Source organism: Streptomyces sp. NPDC006733 (assembly GCF_040636125.1).
Classification (GTDB): Bacteria; Actinomycetota; Actinomycetes; order Streptomycetales; family Streptomycetaceae; genus Actinacidiphila.
The window spans coordinates 1-19,230 of the sequence record NZ_JBEYJD010000049.1; the positions used below are offsets into that span (position 1 = coordinate 1).

The following is a 19,230-nucleotide window of genomic DNA, read 5'->3' on the forward strand; positions in this document are numbered from 1 at the left end:
CGCTCGTTTGCGCAGCTCAGCGGGATAGGAGGAAGGGCGTGCCATGACTCGATCCTTTCATGGAATCGAGTCTCTACCGAACCCGGAACGGTTCACATCCCGCCGTTCCAGATCCGGCGGTGCTGCTCCTGGCTCTGCGCACCGTGAAGTTGACTGCGCGCGCACGGAGGTTCTTCGCAGGGGACCAGGCATGACGTCTCGCTACGCTGTCTCCATGTATATGGCGGTATACCAGCCATCGCCTCTTGACAAAAGAATCGCAAAGCGCGACCAACACTGCAGGTCAAAACGGGTCCGCTCCGCGCATGCCGAGGTCCACCGACGCCGATGCCGGAGTTCATGCCCACGTTCGAGTCCGCTCCGCGCATGCCGAGGTCCACCGGACACCTGCCGGTTCTTGACCTTGCGGGTGAAATCCGCTCCGCGCAGGCGGAGGCCGACCGAAACGGGCGGGTCTATCCGCCGCCCCGAAAGAGTCTGCTCGCACGTGGAAGTCCACCAAACCCTGAAGGCCTGCTCGACCGCCCCGGCGTCCGCTCGGCGCACGCGGAGGTCCACCGATGTGCGCAGACGCACCCGGAGCACCAGCTCCGTCCGCTCCGCGGACGCGGAGGTCCACCGCACGCGTACGCCGGGCTGCGCATCTACAAGGGGTCCGCTCCGCGCACGCGGGGGTCCACGCGGGGGTCCGCCGGACGAGCTCATGACTGGCTCAAGGCCAGCAAGTTGGCTTCGTGCACGCGCGGAGGTCCACCGATCGAGCCGATGATGCTCCCGACGTTCTTCCCGCCCGCTCCGCGCCCGCGGAGGTCCGCCGCAGGTCAAGGAGTTGTCCGGCCTGCTGCTGGCGTTCGCTCCGCGCACGCGGAGGTCCACCGGCCGGCGACCCCTACACCGCGGGAGACCCCGAGTCCGCTCCGCACACGCGGAGGTCCACCGATCCCGCTGTCGATGCTCCGCAATCTCAAGGAGTTCGCTCCGCGCACGCGGGGGTCCACCGGCGATCAACCACCTGGGCCGGGAGCTGCACCTGTCCGCTCCGCGCACGCAGAGGTCCACCGACGCCGATCTGGAGCAGGTCGTCCACGGCCACGTCCGCTCCGCGCACGCGGAGGTACACCAGTAAAGGGCGCCTACCTGGAGGCGGCCAAGGCGTCAGCTCTACGCACGCGGAGGTCCACCGTCGATCACCTGCCCCGACTGCCGCACCTGGCGGTCCGCTCCGCGCACGCGGAGGTCCACCGTCCATCAAGTTGTCGAAGAGGATGACCGCGGGTTCCGCTCCGCGCATGCGGAGGTCCACAGCTGGCACACACTAAGAAGTGGATCCGCCGCGGGACCGCTCCGCGCACGCGCAGGTCCACCGAACAGCGAAACATTCCGCTCGATCGTGCTGGCGTTTGCTCCGCACGCGGAGGTCCACCGCCGTACCCGTACTACGTTTCGGACGCGATGATGTCCGCTCCGCGCAAGCGGAGGTCCACCGCCCAAGGCGCGTCCGACCGGTGCGCCCCGCCCGTTCGCTCCGCGCCTGCGGAGGTCCACCGTTGAAGGTCAAGGCCACCCGGGACCACCCGATGTTCGCTCCGCGCCTGCGGAGGTCCACCGGTGTGGAACGGCGACCTGTCGGCGGCCCCGGAGCTCGCTCCGCGCATGCGGAGGTCCACCGCTCATGCAGCCCGGCATCACCGCGGTGACCTGGTCCGTTCCGCGCACGCGGAGGTCCACCGAACAGTTCGGCGTCGAAGCGGCGGCAGCGGGCGTCCGCTCCGCGCACGCGGAGGTTCACCGAACAGCGAAACGTTCCGCTCGATCGTGCTGGCGTTTGCTCCCCGCGCGGAGGTTCACCGCCGTACCCGCATTACGTTTCAGACGCGGTGATGTCCGCTTCGCGCACGCGGAAGTTCCCGGCCATCGGTTCGCTGCTCGGGATGGCGCCGCTGTCCGCTCCGCGCAGGCGGAGGTCCGTCGGGTCTGGTCCGCTCCGCGCATGCGGAGGCACACCGCTTTCTGATGTCAACGACGCACTGGTGCCACGGTCCGCTCCGGGCATGACGTGTCGCTACGCTGTCTCCGTGTATATATGGCGGTATACCGGCCATTGCACCTTGACAAAGAAATCGCAAAGCGCGACCAACACTGCAGGTCAACAACGTCCGCTCCGCGCACGCGGAGGTCCACCGTAGCCGAAGATCCCTTCGTCGGGCCGCTGGGGGGTTCGCTCTCCGCGCACGCGGAGGTCCACCGACCTCGTTGTCGACCGTGCCCTCCAGCCCCAGGTTCGCTCCGCGCAGGCAGAGGGCCAGCGCACATTGAGGTGGTGCCGACGGTGGCGACGCCGCCCGGTCCGCGCACGCGGAGGTCCACCGCCAGAACCCCGCCCGTCACCTGTCCGACGCCGGTCCGCTTTCGCACGCGGAGGTCCACCGACTCCCAGCGTCACCATCTCGCGCGTGCCGTTATCCGCTCCGCGTACGCGGCGGTACACCGTCGTCCATCCCGGCCACGTCCAGAACCATGATGTCCGCTCCGCGCACGCGGAGGTCCACCGACCACCGTCCGTGCCCCCTACCACCCCGAGTGGTCCGCTCCGCGCACACGAGGTAACCGGCTACCGCGCCTTGGTTGCAAAGGTCGACGAACGCCGCAGTTCAAAAAGGGGTCCGCTCCGCGCACGCAGAGGTCCACCGCACCTCTGCAACATACCCGGCTGTCATGGCCCGTCCGCTCCGCGCACGTGGAGGTCCACCGCCGTGCGGGTTGGGGAACGCGATCATGCGGTCGTCCGCTCTGTGCATGCGGAGGTCCACCGGCGATCAACCACCTGGGCCGGGAGCTCCACCTGTCCGCTCCGCGCATGTAGAGGTCCACCGTCGGCCGTGACCACGCTGGTCCACGAGATCAGGTCCGCTCCGCGCATGCGGAGGTCCACCGTTCAAAGAGGGACTGTGGGTCGGCGTCTTCGCGTCCGCTCCGCGCACGCGGAGGTCCACCGCTCTTCTGGCACCACTTGCAGTGGTACGACCTGTCCGCTCCGCGCACGCGGAGGTCCACCGTCGGTGATCGCCGGGCACAGCGTCCACGTGGGGTCCGCTCCGCGCACGCGGAGGTCCACCGGCATCGTCACGGACGAAGCCCAGCCGACGATTGTCCGCTCCGCGCAGGCGGAGGTCTACCGGGGTGCTGCTCGCGGTGTGTCCGGCGGCGTCCGCTCTGCGCACGCGGAGGTCCGCCACAGACGGTGCCTGCGGTGAAGTTCGCCGCGCAGTGGGCTCCGCGCGCGGAGTACACCGAGCCTGTTCTGCACGTCGAGCTGCAGGGATTGGTCCGTTCCGCGCATGCTGAGGTCCACCGGACGAGCTCATGACCTGGCTCAGGATCAGCAAGTTCGCTCCGCGCACGCGAGGTCCACCGGTACTGACGATCGCAGGAATGATCGTCATCGTGTCCGCTCCGCGCACGCGGAGGTCCACCGTTCTACAAGGGCACAATCACCGCCGCCGTCCGCTCTGCGCGTGCGGAAGTCCACCGCGCCTGGCCGTCGTGAGATGTGAGGCTGAGAAGTCCGCTCTGCACATGCGGAGGTCCACCGATCCCCCGAACATTCTTGGCGCCCGCCGTGGCATCCGCTCCGCGCACGCGGAGGTCCACCGACCGGCTGGCCGAGTTCATCTCGGCTCGTCCGCACGAGGCCGCTCCGCACAGACGGAAGTCAACCGATCAAGGGGCTGACGCGCGCTGGCGCGTAAGGGTCCGCTCCGCGCATGCGGAGGTCCACCCCCGCCGACCAGGAGCAACGTCGGCCGGTGCAGGTCCGCTCCGCGCACGCGGAGGTCCACCGTAGGCCGTGAAGCTGAACCGGTTCGGCAGACCGTCCGCTCCGCGCATGCGGAGGCCCACCGAAGTCCGCTCGCCGGCCGGTGGGCCGCAGCACGTCCGCTCCGCGCACGCGGAGGTCCATCGCGGGAGGTCAACCTGCACTACACGGGCAACGGGTCTGCTCCGCGCGCGGAGGTCCACCGCGGTCCGCTTGGAGATCACGGACGGAGATGTCGTCCGCTCCGCGCACGCGGAGATCCACCGCAGGGCGGGACGACGTTCCCGGCTGACGTGAAGTCCGCTCGCCCGGGTCCGGCCCGCTCCGCGCACGCGGAAGGCCCACCGGACCGGGTCCGGGAGCTGGAGCACCTGCGGGAGTTCGCTCCTGCACGCGGAGGTCCACCGCCGGACTATGTCGACCTGGTGGAGGCGATGGGGTCCGCTCCGCGCATGCGGAGGTCCACCGAGCGCTGGCTCGCGCCACGCGATGACAACGCGGTCCGCTCCGCGCACGCGGAGGTCCACCGCCGTCCGGGATCGCGCCGGGCATCGAGCGCGGGTCCGCTCCGCGCATGCGGAGGTAAACCGGCGGAGGCGTGTGCGGCTGCCCCGGTCAGTGCCCGGGAGGCACGGGGCGGCTGCGCTTGGCAACCCGCCGGAGGTTCATCCGCAGATTCCGCAGTGGTCGTCGGATGTGCTCGTGGACCCATAGCTGCCGACGCGTGGGTTCGGCGTCGCTGTGGCCCAGCGACATGCTCAGGACCGGTTCGGCCTGGTGGCCTGCGCGGGAGGGTGAGCCGGGAGGGTTGTAGCCGAGGCGGGCGTGCGCCATGAGGTCGGCGAGTTCCTGTTCGGCAGGCTTCACGGCGTCCCCTTCTGGTCACGAGCAGTCATTGAGGGTTACCACGGTCTCGTTGAGGTTCGTTGCGGAACCCGTGTCCCAGTGTGTGGCATGCAGGAGCAGGATGTCGGCCTGGTAGCTGGTCCGGTACACGCCTGGGCGGCAAAGCGAAGACAGTTTCGATATCTTGCGGGCGCCCAGGCCGGGCGCGCTGTCGAACTGCTGGCTGCTGACCGAGGAGAACGTGCGGGTCCCGGGGTCTTGCTTGAGGAGGGAGATGGTGAGCTTGCTCTGCTGCACCGCTTTGTCGCACACGATGTCGACCTGCGCGATGATCTTCCGGCCGGACAGGTACGGCTTGCTGACGTAGTAGTGGCAGGCCCCACCGGGCTGGTTGCCATGCTGTTGGACCTGCCCACCGGAGGCGTTCCCAGCCCCGTCTTCCGGCTGGCAACCGGCCAGCAGGACCGCAGCTGCGGCCAGGGCCAAGGCGGCGGGCGTGCGAGGTGATCCCATGACGCCTCCAGAATCAGGGAATAGTCACCGTTCAGGATCCTGCATCTGGACGCCCGCGGTCAGAGGGCGGACCGGGCCGTGCGGCGCGGCGGACTCGAGCCGCCGCTGGCGCCCGTCGTCATCAGCCCAGGAGAGCTCGCAGCACGATCACCCCGGTTGCCGGTGTTCGGGGGGAAGGTGACGCCGCTGACGTGGGCGGGGAGACGGCGGCCGCGATGTCGGGCCAGCGGTCCAGCATGGTTCCGCCGGTGCCCGGGAAACCGGCAGTGCAGCCGCTCCCCCGTCGACGGCCCGCTGGATCTCGCAGTCCCGGCAGGCCCCGGACGGATCGTGCCGGCTGCTGTGATCGAGGCACAGGCCCTGCTCCAAGCGCTGGGCTCGCCCGCGGGCGGCGAACTTGTCGGCTACGACCTCCCCGCACACCGCGCAGCGCTCGCCGTTGGACCAGCGGACCCCGGACTCGCAGTCCCGGTCCCCGCAGCCCCACCGCGGCAACGCCACCCCGAGCAGCCATCGGCCCGGGTCGCGGATGTCCGCGGTCATGACCGCGGCGAACCGCGCGGTCAGCCGCTGGCGCAGTCGCTGCGGATCCGTCCCGGCTGTCAGCTGGCGGCCGGCCTCCCGGGCAACTTTCCGCGCCACGAACGGGTTGTCCACCCGGGCTAGCAGCAGATGCACCGGCTCCAACACCGCGTAAATCTGCTCGCTCATGGTCAGCGCCGGTCCGGTGTAAGCCGGCCATACCGACCCACTACCGATGCTGCTGTGGTGTTCATCGGTTGGGCGGATACGGGAGGGCTGGCGGTTGTCCTCCGCGCGCAGCGCGAGACCACCCACCACCAGTCCCCGCCTGTTGGTGTCGGCCGGGTTGTCCGCAGCCTCTACTACCGGTACCTCGCCTACGGCGGATGAGGAGTGCGCGTTCGTTGTCGGGTCAGTCAGTCCTACGTCTTCCCTATACGCGAGGGATCCCTCACCAACCGACAGACCCGATCCCTCACCAACCAACGAACATGCAGAGCGATCCGCAACGTTATCCACAGGCTCCCGCAGGGGCTCCTGGACCGTCTCCTTCGCCGCGGCCGCGACGGGCTCACCGTCCTCCACACCTGCTCCCGGAGCGATGTCACAGGCGACGAACCGGTGGCGCCCCTGCACACCGGCCCGCCGCTGCACCGACACCCAGCGCGCCGCCTCCAGCTCGTCGACGACCACCCCGGCCGCCGCCACGCTGAGCGATTGGCCGGCCCTCTTCCCCGAGTGGTGGACCAGGTGCCCGGCGAGCTCCCCCTCGGTCAGCGCGATGCCCATCTTCTCCGTGAACGCGATCACCGCGTAAGCACGCAGCTGTCGAGGCGTGAGGTCCTCCGCGGCCGCCACCGGCAGCCACACAAACGACTCCGTCCGCCGCAGCGGCCGGGTCGTGCGCACCGCCGACGTGCCGGTGCCGCCCGGCAGCGTCCGACGCTCCGACCGCAGCTCGACCACCCCGTCCGGCGCCGCACGCGACAGGGACGTGAGGCCGCGCTCCACCGACGCTTGGGACAGGTGCAGGTACGAGGCCATCGTCGCCGCCTTCGCTTGGCACCCTTCCGGGCGCGCCCCGAGCGCTTTGACCTTCAGATAGACCGACAACGCCACATCGGGATGCGCCGCTGACAGCACCAGCCGCACCGGGACCCTCACCCGCTGCCGCCGCACCGGCCCCTCCCCCGCCGCCGACACCGGAGACCGCTGACTGGGCACGAAAGCGGCCTCGACCGGCTCCCCGCTCATCGGACCACCGCCACAGCAGGGCGGTACACAGACCCGGACAGGTGGGCGGACTTCACGGACGGGGCCAGGATCCGCTTCTGCCGGACGCTGGAACGCCGGGTCTCGCTCCATCGCGGTCGAGCCTTCCCCCGACACGAGAGGGTGCGAAACCGGGCGAAAACGCCACACGGGAAAGCCTCGGCAAAGCCAGAATGGCTCATCCGGGCATGCCTGAGCTGACAAATGGCAGCACTATGCTGCATCATTGCGCTGCGGCCTTTCTTCGGAGGGCAGCACGAAGCCCCTAGCGGGTGCTTCGGATCCTGGGAGGATCAACTCGCCCGACCCGGGCCGGCGCCAACCGGTCCGAACTGGGCCCTCGCTCGGCTTGCGCGCTGAGCGGCGACTTGAAGGCTGCTAAGCCTGGTGTGCTACCACCAGGAGCGGCCGGGCGGCAGCACCCATGAGAGCCAGCTGCCGCCCAAGAAGACCTATGCCAAACAAACTCCCAAGCCAGAAGTGCGCCCATACGGGCCGGAAGCTGGAGGGGCGCCCAGCCGGAGCGTCACGAGAGTGACTGCTGCCACGGCGGGCGCCGAGAATGTCTGAGGGGCCTTGCGGGTACGCTGACCCATGTCGAGACCCCTGTCAGTGGTCGTCGGCCGTGATCCCCGGAGAGCCACCTCGCGGGGATTAAGCCTGTCTGCACGCTTATGAATCTTGCCGAGGGCCACCCTACCCCTCACGCCCCGTGACAGGGCCAGCGCACCCAGAACGTGTCGCCGCCCCTTCAGGGCCTCCTGACACAGCGCCAGCGGCCCAAAAGTGCCCGGCAGTCTCAACTCGCCAACCCTGAACACGGCATGATGACCCCCATGACCACGCCCGATGCCCCGCCTGTCGACAGCTACGCCCCGCCGGCCCGGCGCCGCGCATTCGTGCAGGCGATGGAGCAACTCGTGGCAGAGCGCGCCCCAGGCGCTCCGGTGCGCGTGTACGTGAGCACGCCTCCCACGGTGCTCTCCCGCCCGCACTGGGACCGGCGCTTCGCCGCTGTACGAGACTCCCTTCCCCACGGTGTTGACCTGCTCTACTATGCGACGGCGTTCCCATCCGACGTGGACCTGGCCGAGGCATGGCCGCCGTTCGCTACGACCCTCGACGGGCTCGTCGTGATCGGCAAACGCAACAAGCCGGGGGGCATGGGCCCCACCCTGATCCTCGGACCCGTGGCCAGGATCGAGCTCCGTACCGTGGTGGCGGCAGGAAAACCAGTGCTGCTCCACACGATGGAACATGGCCTGGTGCCCGTCCTGGACTGCAAGCCGCGTCGTACTGGCACCGTTGAAGGCCGGCAGCGCCTGAAATTGACCATCCCGGGCGCTTGGGACCCCCAAGCGCCGACCCTCACCGCGGCCCTGGCTGCGCTGCGCCCAGCCGAGAGCACGAACCCGGCTGCCCAAGACGTCTCCACCCCAGAACATTTGGCTCACCCCTTCACCACCTCTCGATGACGCACCCCGGCCGCACTCTTTGTGGAACAACGATGAGCCGATCACCTATGAAGAGCTGCCAATGCCGTTGGGCCTGGCCATCGGAATCCTCCCTCTGTGCGTGCAACGACTTCACTGCGCAGCCCGCCTGACGGGACGCGTTGTCTCACGAGCGGGCCGGAGGCTTTGGTCGGAGCTTCGATCGCGGTGGCAATCTCGCGGAGACTGAGCCCCATTGCGTCAGCTGTCCCAGGCGATTCCGTCACGCCGCCGGCCTTGTGGCCGACGTCATATCCGCCAAGACCTTTAGGATGTCCTCCCGAAGGCCTGGTGCGACCGCGACTGTGGCGCGCGAGGACAGCATGTGTGGTTCTCCCTTGCTATCCATGACCAGAGCCCCCGCTTCTCTCGCGATTGCGGTTCCAGCAGCCATATCCCATGGATGGTTGCTGAGTGCGATACACGCATCGAGTTTTCCCGAAGCGACCCAAGCCAGGTCGATAGCGGCCGATCCGAACATTCTGACTCGCAACACACGCTCCGAGAGGATTCGAGTCATCGCGAGACGCTCGCGGTTGCGTTCATTCGCTCCTTCCCCTACGGCGTAGTCCCCGATAGAGACGATCGCTTCTCCCAAGGACGATGCCCGGCTGGCCTGGATACGGATATCCCCGTTGTGGACGCCGTGTCCTCGGGCGGCCTGAAAGCGTTGCCCAAGAAATGGTAGGTCGATTACTCCCAGCACTGACTCATTATTATCGATCAAGCCAAGGGAAACGGCACATAGAGGCAGTCCATTGACCAGGTTGGCGGTTCCATCGACCGGATCAAGGGCCCAAGTGAGCGGTCCTTCGATTCCAGATCCTCCATTCTCCTCGCCGAGGAAGCCAATCTCCGGGGTCTCCCTTGTGAGAAATTCCCGGACTTTCTCCTCGACTGCGAAATCGATATCCGAGACCATGTCGCGGTCGCCCTTCGCAGTCACAGTGCCTACGGCGGTCTTTCCTACTACAGCCGTGGCTAGGTCAACCGCCTTGGAGGCAATGCGAAGGAGCGCGCGAAGATCGGTCACTCGGTTTCCCGCCTGTCCCAGAGTGTCGAGAAGATTTGGTCAAAGGTAGAGTAGAGCCCACCGGAGATTCGACGCTTGCGGATGAGGAGAGTCGGAGAATCTACGCCACGTATTCCGGGCAAATATGGCTGCGCTACGCATAGCTGTGAGTCAATTAGGAAAATATTGAAACGGATCGGCTCATCGTATACGCCGAATTCAAGACGATTTGCTGCGGCAGGCGTCAATTTATCCGCCACGCGCTCTTGCAGGATTGTGAGATTCATAGCCGTGAGCGCAGAAAGGCGACCCTCTGGGTATCCTTCCTCTTGCTCGCGTTCGGCGATAAAATGGCCATATGGCTTAAGGAAGAGGCAGCGAAGAGTCGCGCCGTTCTCGATTATTTCACGCAGTCGCGCATCGGAGTACGTCTGGCATAGCATGTTCAATGAAAGCCCAGAAGCCCGAATATCTAGTGCGCTATCAAGAAGTTCCGAAGTGGGAAGTTTCGCTTGGAACTCGGATCGGCTCGCGTAAACGCCAGCCAGATCGGCAAACTGGTCACCCACGATCTGCGTCAAGGCATCGCGAGGTTCCCCTTCTGTGAGCCCAGGAGGCGACTGTCTTACCAGTAGCTCAGCTGCGACCACGACGTCGCCCGGGGGGACGGCAGTCGTCTCCCACGCGCTAACTGCGTCAGGAGTGACGGGCCAACCAAGCATCGTCGTCAGCAGCGCGGCGAACTCATCCAGGGGCAGCGCCTTGGCGGTGCGGGCCGCAGTCAACTGGTTTCGCGCAAGTTGCCCCAGATCTGGTCGGTACGAATTCCGTCCGTGCAGTGAGACGACGGCCCCGTTCATTAGCATGCCTTTCGGTCGGTAGTGAAGTCAGGCTCCGGCGGCGCGCCTCGTTGGAGTGGCGGGGATCTCTGCCTGAAGCGGGGCGGAGTCCCTCTGGTACGGCTGTCCGAGCCGACCGTACAGATCGATCAACTGCGTCTGCAGTACTGCGACTACACGCCGGAGCTCGGCCAGCTCGGCGCGAAGGTTCATCAACTGCTCCGGGTCGCCGGCCTGCATCTCATTGACCTGAGACTGCACTGCGGCAAGGCCGGTCGCCAGCCGTTCCACGGATTGGTGCTCGCTTTGGGCGTCCTGAGGTAGCGCTAGCACGTAGACCGCCTTGCCGGGCTGGCCGTAGAGCAGCCCTTCGGCGCGGAGCTCGCGCACGGCGCGGCGGACCACGGTGCTTGATACGCCGTACTCCTTCTCCAGGTTCACAGTTGAAGGGATCGCGCTCCCGACCTCCAATCGCCCGTCGTGAATCTGCCGACGGAGGTCGTTCATGATCCGTTTGTACTCCGGCTGGCCGATCTCGTCGCCCACTAGACCTCCCATGTGCACCTGGTTGTACATGCCGTACCTAGTCCAACACATACGAGCAGCCGGACCAACGGCGGTGGGGCGGCGGTTCATAGCGGGCTCCCTTGCTTGACAACCATGTGCACATGGATGAGCATAGTGCATATGGCAACGCGGCGCCGCTCTTCTGGCGCTTCGAGGTCGCAGTGCTTGACCGCCCGGAGATCCCCCCGGCAAGCCCGGGGCCGAAGGCAGCGGCCGGTATTTGAGAACTCCATAGCGTGATCCACTACCGCAGTACCGGCCGTGATCGCACCGGCCGGGGTGAGTGGAGACCCGTCGCGAGGTGTCATCACCGCTGGTGGTGGCAGTCCACACGCAGACCGCCGGGCGCAGCGTCAGCTGTGATCAGGTGCAGTAAAGGCCAGGTGCTTATTACCGGCGGTCAATGCGGAGGGTGGGCATCCTCGCGACGTAAAAGAACCGTGCGCGGCAGACATCGCCCTGGAGAGATCTCCCAGGACGCACGACGCGATTCCGCGCACGCCCGAAGATCTGGGGTTACGGCTAGGGAGCCCTGACCACCGCGCCACCACTCACTACTTGTAGCCCTGCGCTACCCGTGGTCGCCGTACCGCACCTTGGGTGCGGGACGGCGGCACGCGGGGGGCCGGCAGGGCCCCAATGCGACGAACCCCCAGGGATGAGACCCCCGGGGGTTCGCCTTTGCAGGTCACCCTCGCGAAAGGACTGACCCACACATGAACACAATGACAGCATCCCGGGCCTGGCACTTGCGTCGGCCGGCCTTGCAGGCGGCCGTCGATGCCGGCAGCCGCTGCAACGGCCTGGATCCGGATCTGTTCTTCCGCGGCGACGGAGAACAGCACATCACCTGGCAGGCCCGACGGACCGAAGCCGTCCGGGTGTGCGCCACCTGCCCGGCGAGGGCAGCGTGCCGGGAACTGGCGCTGCGGGACGCCGACGGCGACGCGCAGGCCGACGACCGGGTGCGCGGCGGACTGACCGGCCCCGAACTCGCCGACACCCGCGACCGCCAGGAGCAGCGCCTGGCCGCCGCGAGCGCCACTGATCGAGACCAGGAGTGGGCCACCCTGGTAGCCCTCACCAAGGAGATGCGCACCAAGGCCGTACGCAGCCCGCGCGTTCGTGAGCTGGCCGAGCAGGCCCGTACGATCCGTACGGCCCGCCGGGCACGAGCCGGATGGAGCACAGCGGCATGAACATTGAAGAGGCCCTGCGCCGCTCCCGCTTCATTCCCTCGCCCGCACCAGCCCCGGACGCTCTGGACGCGGCGCGCACTCTGGCATCCCGTCAGCAGCCGAACCGGCAGGCGCAGGACGACTTGGCCGCCGCCCGTGCGCGCCGGACGGGCGGCGCCCGGTGAGTACTCCCGCCGACCAAGGACACGCCGCACGAGCATTAGCCGCTGCGACCGCCCAGCGGATCGCAGCCGCCAAGGCTGCCGCGGCTGCCGCGGCTGCTGCGGCAGCCGCCCGCCGCGCAGCGGGCCGCAGCTGATGGGCGCCGTTCCGACGCCACCGCGCTTGTTCGACCGTTATATGGCGGCTGCTGCCGCCCACCGGATGCACGGCGAGACCTGCACCAGGTGCTCGCCGGACGCACGGTGCATCGACGGCGAGCGTTTGTACGAGTCGTTCGCCCGTCTTCAGGACGCTTACCTCGTCCAGCAGAAGCGGGGGCGAGGCTGACCGCACGGCGGGACACCAACCCAACTGCTTCCCCGCACCTCGCTGTTCCACCAGGTCGGCCGCCCGCACCCCGGGCGGCCGACCTTTCGCATACCCCTCGCCCGGGGCAGTCTCGGGCCCTCTTCTCCTCGTAGGAGTGCTCATGCGCAGCGCCCAGTTCGACACCGCGTCCCCGGCCGACACCGGCCGCCAGCCCGAATCGCTCTGCACGCACACCCCGACGTGCCCTACCGCCGACAGCTCGGACCGCGAGGCCGCATGTGTGATCGCTTCGTACCCCGAACAGGGCTGGGCGCTGTTGTGTAACGCCGTCTTGTTGTTTGAGGACACCGGTGAGCTGCTGCCCGACGGGCGGGTCATCCCCCCGCACCGGCCGCTGGGTACCGAACAGCTCGCTACGGCCTGACTGCTGCCTGATCTGCCCGTGAGGCCGCCGTTGCCTGGCTGCGCCACCACTTTGGACAGGACAGCAGTGCGTTGCCCGCTCGGCGCTGACCGCTCCAGTACAACGGCCCTCCGAGTCCCCGGCATTTCAGCTGCCGGGGGCCCGGAGGGCCTGGTCACGACCCTACCCACCGCCGTAGATCCACGGTGACCTCTTGCACGGAGGCGCCCGGAAGAGAGGACACCTCGTGGCCACCAGGACCGCCACCCGCCGCAGGCGCCAGCCCGCGGCGAACATGAAGCCCCGCAACACCGGGCGCGCTAAGGCACCGGCAACGCCGGCCTCCATCCCCGCCCAGGTCGCCGCCCCCGAGATCACCGCGCCGCTGGTGTACCCGGCGGCCGACCCGGCGGCGGCCGACGCGGCCGACCGCGCTGCCGACCTCCGGGACCAGGCCCTCGACGACGTCGCGCAGATCCTCGCCGACGGCGAACTGCGCGCCATCGAACTGCTGGACGGTGCGCGCAGCGAGGCGGCCTCGGTGATCGAGGCCGCCACCACGGAGCAGTCCCGCCTCCTGGCCGCCGCCGCGACGGACGCCGACCGGGTCCGTACGGAGGCCGTCACCACAGCGGCCGCCGACGCCGACCAGGTCCGCGCCGACGCCGACGCCACGGCGGAGCAGCTGCTCACCGACGCGCGCCGCACGGCCGACACCATCGCGGCGACGGCGGCCGGTGAGGCCGACCAGATCCTCACCGACGCCCACGCGGCTGTCGAGCAGCTGCTCGCCGACGTGCGCCGCACGGCGCAGGAGGTCACCACCACGGCGGCCGCGCAGGCGGAGCAGGTCCGCACCGAGGCCGCGCAGGCCGCGGCGAAGGTCCTCGCCGACGCGGAGATGGAGCGCGCCGAGCTGCTGGCCGGTGCGGAGCGCACCGCGGCTGAGACCCGCACCCGTGCCGCCACCGACGCCGAACAGGTGCTGGGGCGGGCTCGGGGCGAGGCCGACCGGATGCGCGAGAGCGCGGATGACCAGGCCGTGCAGGTACGGGCCGGAGCGGAGAAGGTGGCCGCCGGCCTTCGTCAGGATGCCGACCGCGCCCTGGCCGACGCTCGCATCTGCGCTGAGGAGCTGCGGGCCGCCGCCGACAGGGACGCCGTCCGGTTGCGCGAGGAGGCCGCAGCTGATGCGAGGACGGCCCGGGAGGCGGCGGCGCAGGCCACGGCCGAGCAGGCCGCCTCCGTACAGGCCCGCGCCGAAGCGGACCGGGTCCTGGAGGCGGCGACGCAGCGCACGGTGCAGCGGGCGCGGCGCCGGGAGATCCGGACCGAGTCGCGTGCCGCGCGGCGCAAGGCCCGCAACGATGCCCGGCCTGCCGGCGGGGTGCCGCCGCTGTCCGGGCAGGAGCTGGTCGGCGTGGTCGCGATCGTCCTCGCGGCCGCGACCGTCTCCACCCTCGGGCTGCTCTCCTCCTACACCGCGCTGGAGACCAAGGCGGCGACGTGGGGCTGGGACTGGCCGTGGCTCCTGCCGGTCGGGATCGACGTTGCGATCCCGGCGTTCACCGGCGCCAACCTGATCCTGATCCGGATGGGCATGGAGCTGCGCTGGATCCGGTGGGTGCCCCGGGCGCTGACGGCGGTGACGGTCTACCTGAACTGGCAGGCGTCGACCACCGCCGGAGGCCGCCTCGGGCACGCCGCTCTCACGCTGCTGTGGGTGATCTTCTCGGAGATCGCCTCGCACGTGTACGGCACGCGGATCGGCGCGGTCACCGGCAAGGTGCGGATGGAGTCGGTGCGTCGCAGTCGCTGGCTGCTCGCCCCGATCGCGACCGCTCGCCTGCGGCGCCGGATGATCCTGTGGGAGATCAACTCGTACGACGAGGCGCTCACCCGCCTGCAGGAGCAGACGTATCTGCGAGCGCAGCTCAGGGAGAAGTACGGGCGACGGTGGCGGAGCAAGGCTCCGCTGGAGCATCGGATGGCACTCAAGCTCGGTGAGGCGCCCGCCGCGCTCGCCGACACGCTCACCCCCGAGGACGCGCTCACGGTCGAGCGGGTGGAGGAGAGCGCCCACGCTCACCCGGACATGAGCGCGCTCACCCCCGGGGAGACGCGGGGCGAGCGCGAGCGCCCGGCGCTCACCTCCGGCGCTCACGAGGGTGAGCGCGCCACGGACGATGACGACGCTCACCGAGCGGAGGGCGCTCTTTCGCGCAGGGAGAGTGACGCGCTGACCGAGCGCCGCCACGCTCGTATCCGTCTGCTCTACACCGAGCTCGGGCGCCGCCCCGAGTGGACGGAAATCCGCGACGCGCTGACCGACGCGGGCCTGGACGGTACGACCGGAACCCCGGTCTCCCGGCCGACCGCCCAGCGCCTGCGCGCTCAGGTCGAAGAGCCCGCCCCGGGCGCGTAGGTGAGCGCCCGGTGAGCGCGTGACGCTCACCCGGTGAGCGCCGATGCGCTCACCTCTGGCAGCACCCCTGCCGCTCATGGTCGCCCCCGGCCCGCGCTCGCACCCCGAGCGCGGATCGGTGACGGCCACGGCCGGCAGGCCGCTCGCCCGCACCCCGCCCCGAGCGCGGCAGCGGGCCAGGGCACGAACCCAGCACTACCCCACCCCGCGCAACAGCCTCGGGGACCAGCAACCCCGAGACCTGGAGGTCTTTACGCATGCACAGCAACGACCCGAATCACGCACCCCTGCGCGATGTGGCGCAGAACCCCGAGGCGACCGCCCGGTACCTGGCCGATGTCCAGCGGGTCCTGCTGGACATCGGCAGGAACCTGGAGACCCTTGCCCTGGAGACCCGCGTCCACTGCCGCGACACCCATGTCGACGGCGACCGGTTCTACGACGCCTGGATGCGCGCCCAGCCCGTGGAAAGGGCCCTGAAGAACGTGCTCAAGCACGTCGAGGACGTCACCAAAGGCCTGGAAAAGAGCACCTTCAAGCGCCGCGCCCACGATGAGGCGGTGGCGAATACCGCCAAGAAGAGGAAGGAGAAGGAGCTGGAAAAGAAGCGCAAGAACGCCCCGCCGCTCCAGGCCGCTCCGAAAAATCCGCCGCAGCAAGGTGGACAGGGCCAGAATTCCAGCTATGGTGTTCCTACGTCGATTTACGACCTGGGTAACAGGGAGTCGGCGTGACGCGCCCTCTCAGCAGCGTCGAACGCTCACTTCAAGGGCGGAACGACTGGCTGCAGGAAGAAGAGCGCAAGGCGATCGAAAGTCGCGGCGAGATCGGCCGAATGGAATTCTGGCTCCGCCTCACTCGGTCCGCAATCATCAAGGAAGTTAAGGCCAATCGCGGCGATGTCATTGCCGGATTCACGATGGTCTGCCGCCTCTTCCAGCTCGTGGTGCAGAAGCGGGCCGCGGGCGACCCGCGACTGTTCGACCACCTGATGCAGTACGCCGACACCGTGCTCAAGCAGCACGGCCCGCGTCACTGACACACCCAACCAGGAAGGCCCCGCCGGACTCCGGCGGGGCCTCGCGCGCGTAAAGCGTGCACACGTGCACGTGCACACGCGTGCACACGAGACCCCACCCTCTGTCAACCCCCTTGAAGGGAGGTGCACCGTGTCCGACGACACGGACGACACCGGCGGCGGAACCCTGGTCCAGGGCCCGTGGAGCGGCGCTGCCAGCTACACGCTGCCGCCGATCCCGGATTTCATCGACACCATTCCACCGCCGGAGGACATTCCCGCCGCTCCCCCGGAGGCTCCGGAAGAGACGACGATGCAATTGCCGAGGATCCCGGCCGCTCCGGACCCGGCGATGGCATTGCGCTCGGAAGGAATTAGCCCGCCGGAAGTCGAAGAAGATGAAGGCGAATACGAGGAAGGCGAATACGTCCAGCCTCGTTCTCTCACCGATCGTCTCGGTGACTGGCTGGAACTCCGGTTGGAAATAGCGCGGACAAACCACGAAAGCCAGGCTGCTTTCCGTGAGGCTGAAATGGCACGGAAGGTCGCGCTGCTGGGGGGCCGCACCGCGCAGGAAGTCGCGATGATGGAGCAGAACGCAAAGCTCCACACCGCGATGATGAAAGCGAAGGGCGACAAGGCGGCGGCCCGCACAAAGGCCGACGCGAGCCGCATGCAGTCCACCGGCTCCGGTATGGGGGCGGACAAGGGCCGCTCGAAGGCCGGCGGTGGGAGCGGGTCGTCCCCGCGCGGCGGGGGCGGCAGCGCCGGTGGGCCGTCCCGCAACAACGCGGGGCCCGGGGCGCATGGCTCCAACTCCGGCGGTAGCGCCGGGCGTTCGGGGCCCGGAGCGGCCGGGACCGGCAAGGGCGGCCCGAAGGGCCCTGAGCGGCCCTCTGGCGGCCGTTCCAACGGCTCCGGGCGCACCCGGCCCGGCGGGGGCTCGAAAGGCTCCAACGGCGGCTCTGGCAGCTCTGGCAGCTCTGGCAAGGGCGGCGGCTCGAAGGGAAACGGCTCGAAGGGTGACGGCGGCCGGGCGCAACACAACAACCCGGCGTCCAACGCCCGTGCGGAGCGGGCCCGTAGCCGTGCTGAGCGGGCCGGAACCCGTCAGGCCGGGCGTCAGGAGCGGCGCAGCGCCGGGCACAGTGCCGGGGTCGTCGACCGGGGCAAGAACCGGGACCAGGCGCGCGCCAACCGGCAGAAGGAGTGGGAGGACCGCCGGGCGAAGAAGGCGGAGCGGGACACGGCGCGGAAGGCGAAGCGGGAAGCCGCAGCGGCGGCCGATCCGAACCGCACCACGCTGGGCCAGGCCGTCGGCGAGGAGGCCCAGCGCCGCTGGGACAAGCGCCGCGCCGACGCGACGGCCGGCGCGGCCAGTGCGAAGAAGGTCAACCTGACCAAGAATCCCAAGGGAAAGGGCGCCGCGGGAACCGGCGGAACCGGCACCACGGGCACGGGTGCCGCTGGCGCCGCCGGAGGTCCCGGCGGCGCCGCGGCCAAGGGGGCGACGGCCGGGGCTGCCCCCGGCGGCGGAAAGGGCACACCATCGGCCGCTGGCGGGGCGCCGGGCGGCTCGAGGAAGCGCCGCTGGTTCCGTCGTCGTGCCAGCGGTGCGGGCGGGGCCGGACGCCCCGGCCGCACCCGCCGTGCCGGACGTGCCGGACGTGCCGGTCGTGCCGGACGGGCTGGGCGTGCCGGTCGTACGGCGGGCGCCGGTCAGCGCGGCCGGTCCGAAGGCTCGGACAACCGGTTCGGACCGCCGCCCACCCCGACGATGGAGTGGCCCGACCACCCCACCCGCCCGCCGCAGCCCGCCGCCGGCGAGGACGAGGACGACATCGTCGACGCGGACATCGTCCCCGACGCCCCCGCAGCCCCTGCCAAGGGCCTGCCGCCCGCACCGGAGCCGCACACCGCACGGCCCGGCACCAGCCGACCCACCAGCACCGAAGGGAGCAGCGTGAGCAGCGCACCGGTCAACAAGCCGTCCGGGCAGGGCAATCTCAGCGCCCAGCACCGCACGGACATCACGTTCGACGAGTTCCTGATGGGGATGGCGAACATCGCCATCAAGGCCGCCTCTGACCAGGAGCGCGCCGAAGCCCTGATGGAGGCGCTCGGCAGGGTCGCCGACGCGCTGCGGGACATGGCCGCGGACCTGGTCGGCGATCACAACATTTCCACCGCCGTCACCGACCTGATCACCGACCTCGCGGACTCCGCGGCCCGGATGAAGGCGCAGGCGCAGCGGTGCGCGGAGCAGTGCGGCCTGGCCAAGGAGGCCGCCCGGCTCGCGGCCACCCAGGTCGCCCGCGTCTACGGCCAGGACATGGCCGCCAAGGAAGACGCGGGCCTCGCGCACGCGTCGGCCGCCGCCCACCACGACTAGAAATCAGAAAGGGGACCTGTACTGATGAGCGATCTCGTACCCCGCCCCGCCGCAGCCGCGCCCGCCCCGGCCGACGGCGACAACCGCTACAAGGCCGTGCAGAACAAACTGAGCCACCTCGCCCGGGCCATGGACGACTCCACCCTCGAGCTGGAGTCGCTGCAGCGCAGCATGCAGGCCAACGCGAAGCACACCGAGAACGTCGCCCGCGACATCGAGAACGCCGGCCTGGACGGCAAGTTCGTCGAGGTGACGAACCTCGTGACGGTCGCCCTGGGTGGCGCCGCCGTTCAGGTCAGGCGGCTGTGCGACACCGCGCAGGAGACCGCCGACCTCACCCACGAGACGAAGAGCACCCACTGCGAGCTCTACGGGGCGCTGGACGACATCCGATCCAACCGGCGCGAGAAGACGCCCCGGCCGGGCTTCTTCGACCGCTGA

15 protein-coding genes and 1 CRISPR repeat array are annotated in these 19,230 nt (G+C 69.3%); of the genes, 9 read left to right on the forward strand and 6 right to left on the reverse strand.

Translation table 11 applies throughout. The annotated features are described in order from the left end of the window. Positions 1 to 2,154: 2,154 nt before the first annotated feature. Positions 2,155 to 3,235: direct repeats of the CRISPR family, unit length 29 nt; unit sequence GTCCGCTCCGCGCACGCGGAGGTCCACCG. A gap of 1,197 nt (positions 3,236 to 4,432) precedes the next feature. The 3 genes from ABZ721_RS33035 to ABZ721_RS33045 form a co-directional block, all read right to left on the reverse strand. Then, positions 4,433 to 4,684 carry a hypothetical protein gene (locus tag ABZ721_RS33035; RefSeq protein ID WP_358792463.1) on the reverse strand — a complete coding sequence of 84 codons (252 nt, stop codon included), beginning with the start codon at positions 4,682 to 4,684 and terminating at the stop codon, positions 4,433 to 4,435. A 15-nt stretch (positions 4,685 to 4,699) separates the two neighbouring features. After that, entirely contained in the window at positions 4,700 to 5,176 is a 477-nt protein-coding gene (locus tag ABZ721_RS33040; protein ID WP_358792464.1) for a hypothetical protein, read from the reverse strand. 147 nt (positions 5,177 to 5,323) lie between these two features. Beyond that, on the reverse strand, positions 5,324 to 6,850 hold the full coding sequence (locus ABZ721_RS33045; RefSeq protein WP_358792465.1) for a hypothetical protein: 1,527 nt from the start codon (positions 6,848 to 6,850) through the stop codon (positions 5,324 to 5,326). A gap of 956 nt (positions 6,851 to 7,806) precedes the next feature. Between ABZ721_RS33045 and ABZ721_RS33050 the strand changes: the two genes are divergently transcribed. After that, on the forward strand, positions 7,807 to 8,445 hold the full coding sequence (locus ABZ721_RS33050; protein WP_358792466.1) for a hypothetical protein: 639 nt from the start codon (positions 7,807 to 7,809) through the stop codon (positions 8,443 to 8,445). A gap of 241 nt (positions 8,446 to 8,686) precedes the next feature. Here ABZ721_RS33050 and ABZ721_RS33055 read toward each other — a convergent pair whose 3' ends face one another. The 3 genes from ABZ721_RS33055 to ABZ721_RS33065 form a co-directional block, all read right to left on the reverse strand. Continuing rightward, positions 8,687 to 9,496, reverse strand: a complete 810-nt coding sequence (locus tag ABZ721_RS33055) for an inositol monophosphatase family protein (protein ID WP_358792467.1) — start codon at positions 9,494 to 9,496, stop codon at positions 8,687 to 8,689. After that, positions 9,493 to 10,056, reverse strand: coding sequence for a DUF5919 domain-containing protein (locus tag ABZ721_RS33060; protein WP_358792468.1), 564 nt, complete (start codon positions 10,054 to 10,056; stop codon positions 9,493 to 9,495). Before ABZ721_RS33060 ends, ABZ721_RS33055 begins: the two co-directional genes overlap by 4 nt. 306 nt (positions 10,057 to 10,362) lie before the next feature. Beyond that, a complete protein-coding gene (locus tag ABZ721_RS33065; RefSeq protein WP_358792469.1) occupies positions 10,363 to 10,860 on the reverse strand; it encodes a winged helix-turn-helix domain-containing protein in 498 nt (165 codons plus the stop codon). A 737-nt stretch (positions 10,861 to 11,597) separates the two neighbouring features. On the opposite strand from ABZ721_RS33065, the gene ABZ721_RS33070 reads away from it, so the two are divergent. From ABZ721_RS33070 to ABZ721_RS33105, 8 genes are all read left to right on the forward strand, one after another. Beyond that, positions 11,598 to 12,080 (forward strand): WhiB family transcriptional regulator, encoded by a 483-nt coding sequence (locus tag ABZ721_RS33070; RefSeq protein ID WP_358792470.1) that lies wholly within the window; start codon positions 11,598 to 11,600, stop codon positions 12,078 to 12,080. Further along, positions 12,077 to 12,244 (forward strand): hypothetical protein, encoded by a 168-nt coding sequence (locus ABZ721_RS33075; RefSeq protein WP_358792471.1) that lies wholly within the window; start codon positions 12,077 to 12,079, stop codon positions 12,242 to 12,244. The genes ABZ721_RS33070 and ABZ721_RS33075 overlap by 4 nt, the downstream gene beginning before the upstream one ends. A gap of 467 nt (positions 12,245 to 12,711) precedes the next feature. After that, on the forward strand, positions 12,712 to 12,975 hold the full coding sequence (locus tag ABZ721_RS33080; protein ID WP_358792472.1) for a DUF5999 family protein: 264 nt from the start codon (positions 12,712 to 12,714) through the stop codon (positions 12,973 to 12,975). 226 nt (positions 12,976 to 13,201) lie between these two features. Beyond that, positions 13,202 to 15,379: a DUF2637 domain-containing protein gene (locus ABZ721_RS33085; RefSeq protein ID WP_358792473.1), complete on the forward strand. Its 2,178-nt coding sequence runs from the start codon at positions 13,202 to 13,204 to the stop codon at positions 15,377 to 15,379. 257 nt (positions 15,380 to 15,636) lie between these two features. After that, positions 15,637 to 16,113, forward strand: a complete 477-nt coding sequence (locus tag ABZ721_RS33090) for a hypothetical protein (protein ID WP_358792474.1) — start codon at positions 15,637 to 15,639, stop codon at positions 16,111 to 16,113. Beyond that, complete coding sequence (locus ABZ721_RS33095) at positions 16,110 to 16,418, forward strand: hypothetical protein (protein ID WP_358792475.1); 309 nt, start codon at positions 16,110 to 16,112, stop codon at positions 16,416 to 16,418. The genes ABZ721_RS33090 and ABZ721_RS33095 overlap by 4 nt, the downstream gene beginning before the upstream one ends. Before the next feature lie 130 nt (positions 16,419 to 16,548). Then, positions 16,549 to 18,789, forward strand: a complete 2,241-nt coding sequence (locus tag ABZ721_RS33100) for an ATP/GTP-binding protein (RefSeq protein ID WP_358792476.1) — start codon at positions 16,549 to 16,551, stop codon at positions 18,787 to 18,789. A 24-nt stretch (positions 18,790 to 18,813) separates the two neighbouring features. Next, positions 18,814 to 19,230: a conjugal transfer protein TraB gene (locus tag ABZ721_RS33105; RefSeq protein ID WP_358792477.1), complete on the forward strand. Its 417-nt coding sequence runs from the start codon at positions 18,814 to 18,816 to the stop codon at positions 19,228 to 19,230.

What these genes read in the sequence shown, in the direction of transcription:
- ABZ721_RS33070 (WP_358792470.1), top strand. Translation starts at nt 11,598, where the DNA reads ATGAACACAATGACAGCATCCCGGGCCTGGCACTTGCGTCGGCCGGCC.
- ABZ721_RS33090 (WP_358792474.1), top strand. Translation starts at nt 15,637, where the DNA reads ATGCACAGCAACGACCCGAATCACGCACCCCTGCGCGATGTGGCGCAG.
- ABZ721_RS33050 (WP_358792466.1), top strand. Translation starts at nt 7,807, where the DNA reads ATGACCACGCCCGATGCCCCGCCTGTCGACAGCTACGCCCCGCCGGCC.
- ABZ721_RS33040 (WP_358792464.1), bottom strand. Translation starts at nt 5,176, where the DNA reads ATGGGATCACCTCGCACGCCCGCCGCCTTGGCCCTGGCCGCAGCTGCG.
- ABZ721_RS33080 (WP_358792472.1), top strand. Translation starts at nt 12,712, where the DNA reads ATGCGCAGCGCCCAGTTCGACACCGCGTCCCCGGCCGACACCGGCCGC.
- ABZ721_RS33105 (WP_358792477.1), top strand. Translation starts at nt 18,814, where the DNA reads ATGAGCGATCTCGTACCCCGCCCCGCCGCAGCCGCGCCCGCCCCGGCC.
- ABZ721_RS33075 (WP_358792471.1), top strand. Translation starts at nt 12,077, where the DNA reads ATGAACATTGAAGAGGCCCTGCGCCGCTCCCGCTTCATTCCCTCGCCC.